This window comes from Bradyrhizobium altum (assembly GCF_020889705.1).
GTDB classification, from domain to species: Bacteria; Pseudomonadota; Alphaproteobacteria; order Rhizobiales; family Xanthobacteraceae; genus Bradyrhizobium; species Bradyrhizobium altum.
The window spans coordinates 1-4,955 of sequence record NZ_JACMYP010000419.1 but is presented as its reverse complement, the minus strand read 5'-3'; the positions used below and the strand labels follow the sequence as shown (position 1 = coordinate 4,955).

5 protein-coding genes and 2 pseudogenes are annotated in these 4,955 nt (G+C 58.2%); 3 read left to right on the top strand and 4 right to left on the bottom strand.

Annotation, left to right across the window (positions count from 1 at the left end; genetic code table 11):
• The coding region (locus H8B02_RS45295) for a hypothetical protein (RefSeq protein ID WP_229172217.1) at nucleotides 1-181 on the top strand (181 nt) is incomplete at its 5' end.
• Nucleotides 182-568: 387 nt separating this feature from the next.
• On the opposite strand, the gene H8B02_RS45290 is transcribed toward H8B02_RS45295, so the two are convergent.
• From H8B02_RS45290 to H8B02_RS45280, 3 genes and pseudogenes are all read right to left on the bottom strand, one after another.
• Complete coding sequence (locus H8B02_RS45290; protein ID WP_229172216.1) at nucleotides 569-715, bottom strand: hypothetical protein; 147 nt, start codon at nucleotides 713-715, stop codon at nucleotides 569-571.
• Between the two features lie 505 nt (nucleotides 716-1,220).
• Nucleotides 1,221-1,624, bottom strand: a pseudogene (locus H8B02_RS49235) (ATP-binding protein); the annotation flags it as partial.
• The gene (locus H8B02_RS45280; RefSeq protein ID WP_229172215.1) at nucleotides 1,624-1,938 is read right to left on the bottom strand and encodes a Mu transposase domain-containing protein; all 315 of its coding nucleotides are present in this window, start codon (nucleotides 1,936-1,938) and stop codon (nucleotides 1,624-1,626) included. The pseudogene H8B02_RS49235 and the gene H8B02_RS45280, both read right to left, overlap by 1 nt.
• A gap of 406 nt (nucleotides 1,939-2,344) precedes the next feature.
• Between H8B02_RS45280 and H8B02_RS45275 the strand changes: the two genes are divergently transcribed.
• Nucleotides 2,345-2,593, top strand: a complete 249-nt coding sequence (locus tag H8B02_RS45275) for a hypothetical protein (protein ID WP_229172214.1) — start codon at nucleotides 2,345-2,347, stop codon at nucleotides 2,591-2,593.
• A 246-nt stretch (nucleotides 2,594-2,839) separates the two neighbouring features.
• On the opposite strand, the gene H8B02_RS45270 is transcribed toward H8B02_RS45275, so the two are convergent.
• Nucleotides 2,840-3,340 (bottom strand): hypothetical protein, encoded by a 501-nt coding sequence (locus H8B02_RS45270; protein WP_229172213.1) that lies wholly within the window; start codon nucleotides 3,338-3,340, stop codon nucleotides 2,840-2,842.
• Nucleotides 3,341-3,492: 152 nt separating this feature from the next.
• Here H8B02_RS45270 and H8B02_RS45265 point away from each other — a divergent pair.
• Nucleotides 3,493-4,955, top strand: a pseudogene (locus H8B02_RS45265) (Ulp1 family isopeptidase); the annotation flags it as partial.

Here is a 4,955-nt window from a genome sequence, read left to right as displayed (position 1 = left end):
CCATAATTACTGTGCAGAGCCACTAGAGGAAGTTTGCGAAAATATTTCCATCTTTGAAACCGGCGCCAGGACGCACGTTGCTTCCAAGATCCTCGAAGCCGCCGCAAACGGTCGACTCTCAAGAGATGACTTGAAGGTAGCGGGTCACAACGCCCTGAACACGCCTACGATGTGGCGCTGAGTTTCGTTCTGGTGGGCGCGCTGTGCGGCATCCATCCCTATCGGCAATTGAAAAGGCCGCAGGCATTTGCGCGCTGCGGCCCGTTCCGGGAAAATTGAATGTCCGTGCAATGAGAATGCTTCCGGCCCGGTTAGCTTGACGCTGCTCGAAGACCATCTGGCGATGGAGTCTTAATTTCTGTTCCAGCAGGCGGAACATTCCGCATGTTGCATGGCGGCGACAGTATCGAGGGCTTGCCGGCCCTAAAGTGAGCATGAGGGTAAACAAAAATCCCCGCTCGGACCGCGAGGGAGGATGAAGCCGCCACGACGAGTTTCCAAGGCGCCAGCCGCGCATGGACAGTAGCGACAGGGAAATTTCCCAGCAGCTTCCAACAAAAGATCAGGTTCACTCGAGCACGTCGTACTCGAACGCCACGCCATCGGGGTCGTTCTCCTCGAGCCATTTTTCTGCGGCGTCCTCGTTGGCGAAGACCTTAAGGTGGTCCTTGTCGTCAATTTGCTTGCTGGTATCGACGTAGATCAAGACGGTCATTGATCTCTCCTCATCGCATGAGTTCGAACAGCTCCTTGACTTCGCTCAGCCGCAACTTTGAGCCTGTCGGCATGTGCTCGAGGAGCATGTGCCTCGTGCCAACTGCGATCTGTCCGCGCCGGTTGTCATAAGGAAGAGTATTGGGATTGACAGCATGCTGCGCAGAACAGTCACCTCCAAGGGAGAAATTGTCTGCGTTACAACCTTAATAGTAACGAAGATCAGGCCGGCGAAAGCAACGTGAGCCATGCCGCTTAATTCGGCATCGCGCTTCATCCACACTCTCCTTTGGGATCTGGAAGCTGAAGGCATGATGGTCTTATGGCACGAGTCTCTGACATAGGCAGGAATGTATCGGCCGCGGTCGCTTCTAGAGAGGGTGTTCGTAGGATGAGATTGTCCGAGGACATTTCATGCGGTCGCCGGTGATCAATTGATAATTCAAACGTCGGCTCGCGCTTTGAACCGGCCCGCGACAGAAGCGGGTGCCGGACGATATCGGCTACCCGGCCAGGATTGCCTCTCGCCCGAGTGCAATGGACAGGTGCGTCTTGCCGACGCCCGGCGGGCCAAGCAGCACGTTCTCTCCGTTGGCGATCCAACGTGACGCGGCAAGATCACGGATCTGCTTTGGATCGATCGACGGCTGCGCCTCGAAGTCGAAGCCAGCAAGCTCCTTCACGGCCGGAAAGTGTGCGAGCTTCAGCGCCATCTCGATGCGGCGATGATCCTTGCGTGCGATCTCGCGCTCGCACAGCAGGATCAGCGTCTCACGTGCCGACAGGCTTGGCGCGCCGCTTCGTCGAGCAGGCTGTCGAGCTGATCGCGGATGCCGGAGAGCTGCAATCGCGCCAGCATGGCATCGAGCGGATCGGTTGTTGCTTCAATGACTTTCTTTGCCCGCGCCATCAGAAGCTTCCTCCGACCACGGCTTCGTTCGGTGGAGATGGCGCCAGCACCGTCGCCGCCGCGATCTCCGCCCGGTGGACCGTGCCATTGCGCCCAACAACACCATCGAGATGAGCGGAGTCGACGATCCGCAGCCGGAGCCCCTCCGATTGCTTGTGGACCGCAACCTGGTGGAGTCCATGGCGGATCCGCACTTCGCCGGCCGCGATCGTTATAGCCACGCGCTCGCCAATAAGGCGCCACGGTACCGAGTAGCTGTTTGTGTCGATCTCGACGGCGCAATCATTGCCGACGACGCGGGTCAGTTCACGCAAGGATCCGAACGACGGCTGCCCGCCGAGTGGCTTCAACCGCCAGGATGTGTATTCGATCAGCCTGATGGCAAACCGTCGCTTCCGACCAGTGTCGCGGCGGCCGTGGCTGTGAAGGATATTCTCCCAGTCGAAACTCTGGAGCGGAGCTGAACGCAGGGTAGATTAGACTTTCATTTCGCTGGATCGAAGGCTTACCTCGAGGGATCATCGACACTTAATCGAACCATCCGCCAGTGCCCGCCTTATTTGTTCGGCCCGTTCCTTGGACAGCTTTTCGGCCACGCTCCCGCGAGCCTTGGTCTATGACTTGTCTCGACATCAAGTGCGCGTGAGATGTGAGGCCGTTCACACGTGATGATCGCGAGATGACTTAGAAGGCGTAGCAGCTTCGGTCTCGGAGGCCATGATGTCATTATTCAGCAGCGAAAGCTGGTCGGGAACAGCCACAGCGTCGGTGCTCGGCATTCTCATTGTTGTCGCGCTTGTCTTTGCGCTCGTTCGTTATTTGGAGTGGTCCTCAAACGCCAATCTGACCGAATTCATCAGCCGGGCCGAGGTCGCGGCGGCTGCCTCAACTCCGATCCTACCGCTCAACGGACCAACAGCTTGCCAGCACGGTAGGAAGTCGCCGGCGCTTTCCGTACCGATCGAGTGAAGCCGTGGAGATGACCGCGCAATCAATGGCCGAGACAGTACGCCACCGCGCTTGAAGACAGCCGGCCGGCGATGCGCGGTTGGAGGCCCGCGGACGAAATTAAGGGGACAGATATTATGGAGTCATAAATCCTGATGGCCGATCGAGTCTGATGCCGTCCGCGTTTGACAGCTTCGTCACACTGAGCGCCGCCAGCCTTTTCGCCATTTTGGCCACGTGCGACCCCGAGATTGCAATTTAATGTCTTTAACCCGCCCGATTGGCGGCCTCCTTCCTGAGGCCGACCATGATCCAAACCTTGGGGATCGCGGCGCTCGCGCTATTCGGGTTCGGGCCATCGCGGCTCAATCCGCACCTTAGGACATCGATATACATTGGCGGTGTCATAGCGATACTGCGGCAGATCAGACATTCGTTTTGGGCTTGATAAATTTGGGCCGGCGCCGCGTTATCGTGCGCGAGTTGGGCCGGCCCGATTGAAAAGATCTCTGGCATTTCGCTGAACATTGAGCTTGCTTGAGCTCCATGAGGCGCGATGGACGGAACGGGGATGCTTGTTTTTACAGGCATACAAGCTTGATCGGCGATCCCGATGGTTCTAGCCATTGGTCGGACAGTCCTGACCTGTAAGTAAGGCATCGAGAACTTCGCGATATTTCCGCCTGAGCGTCGCCTCTTGCTCAGGAGGATTTGACCCAAGCTGGCCGTCACTTCCGCCGTCATCGGCCCTGCATCATTGATCAGCACGGGAGTTTTTGTCCGATCCTGAGCCTCATCGCCTTCGCTAGGGGCAGGTGCCGTGCTCCACGCTGGCCGGGCGCGGAACGTTTTTCCTTCGTCAGGTTCTGGACAGCTTCCCTGCGTTATCGATGCCCGTTTTCGACCGAAAGTGAGACCGGATGGATTTCCCCCCGACGCAGCGCGTGACAGAACAATCGGACAGCAAGAGCCTGCAGGAGCCACCCGCAGATGCGGCGACTTTCGAGCGACAACTGAGCGAAATCGCCAATTCAAGTGCAACTGTGGGGGCAATGCCGGCGGCCTCCGCGCCGCAGCCAGCTGTCGTTATGAAAGGGCGCAACAACCAGCCCCTTTACTCCGCCGATGCTTCCCTTATTTCGAGGGTTGAGCAGGGCCTCACTCTGGGCAACAGCGCCCCACGTACCGCCGGGCACGACGGGTATTTTCTTCGGAGCTTTGCGCGTTGGCTGTTCGCAAATAGCAAGAAGCCGATCGTTGCTCGGCTCCACGATGAGTCGCTGATCGATGATGCGCGGGAGTTCATCGGGGCCGCCGATCCCAAGAGACTCCTTACGGCAATCGGTCATCTCCGGACTTCGTCTTCGACGGGCGGAGTGGTGCCGATCGCAGCCCGCGCTGAGCTGATTCCTTATCCCGAGGACGCAGCTCTCATCGAAGATTTCAGAACTGAAGTAGCGACAGAGACTGCCAGGGTCTATGCAACTGCTCTTAGAGGTTTCAGTGACTATCTGCGTCAAAAAAATAAGCCGGGCATTGCTGGTCGGCTTTCCGGAAAGGCTTTGGATGCAGATGTCGCAAACTATAACCAGGACACGGGTGTGGGCGGCAATGTCGGCGCAGCACTAGCTCAGCTGCGAAAGTCGTCGGTCGGCGCTAAAGCGATGGAGATCGAGCGCCGCATTCCCACCATTGCTGATGGCGAAGATGCGGCACTGATAGGCGCGAGGCGGATCAGCGACGCCGCTGCGCACCACAACGCCTCGCAGGAAGGTGGCGCCTGGCCAGAGGAGCTTTCCGCGGAGGGCCACGACCGGGACTCGCGCCTGGGGCTGATGGACGAGCCAGACCCGTCGTCATCGGCCTTGCAGCCAGCTCAGTCAGCCGGGGTATCAATGGGGCGCAGGAAGCAGCCCCTTTATTCCGAGGATGTTCCCCTTATTTCGGGGCTTGAGGAGGCCCTCATCAAGGGCAATGCCGCAAAACGTACGGTCAAGAATACCGTAGGTTCTCTTCGCACCTTTGGCCGCTGGCTCTTCGCAAATAACAAAGGGGCCATCGCTGTTCGGCTCAACGAGGAGTCGCTGGGCGATGATGCGGGCAAGTTCAGCGGAACGGGTGATCGCACGAAGCTCCTTACGGCAATTGATCATCTGCGGACCTTCGAGGCGACGGGCGAGATCCCGCCGATCGCAATCCGCGCTCAGCTAAATCCTTATCCCGAAGACGCGGCTCTCATCAAGGAGTACAAAAACGAAATAGCGACAAATACCGCGACCAACTATGCGGCTGTTTTGACGAGTTTCAGTGATTACCTGCGTGAAAACAACAAGGAGGGCATCGCTGGTCGGCTTCTCGATGACGCGTTGGATGAAGATGTCGA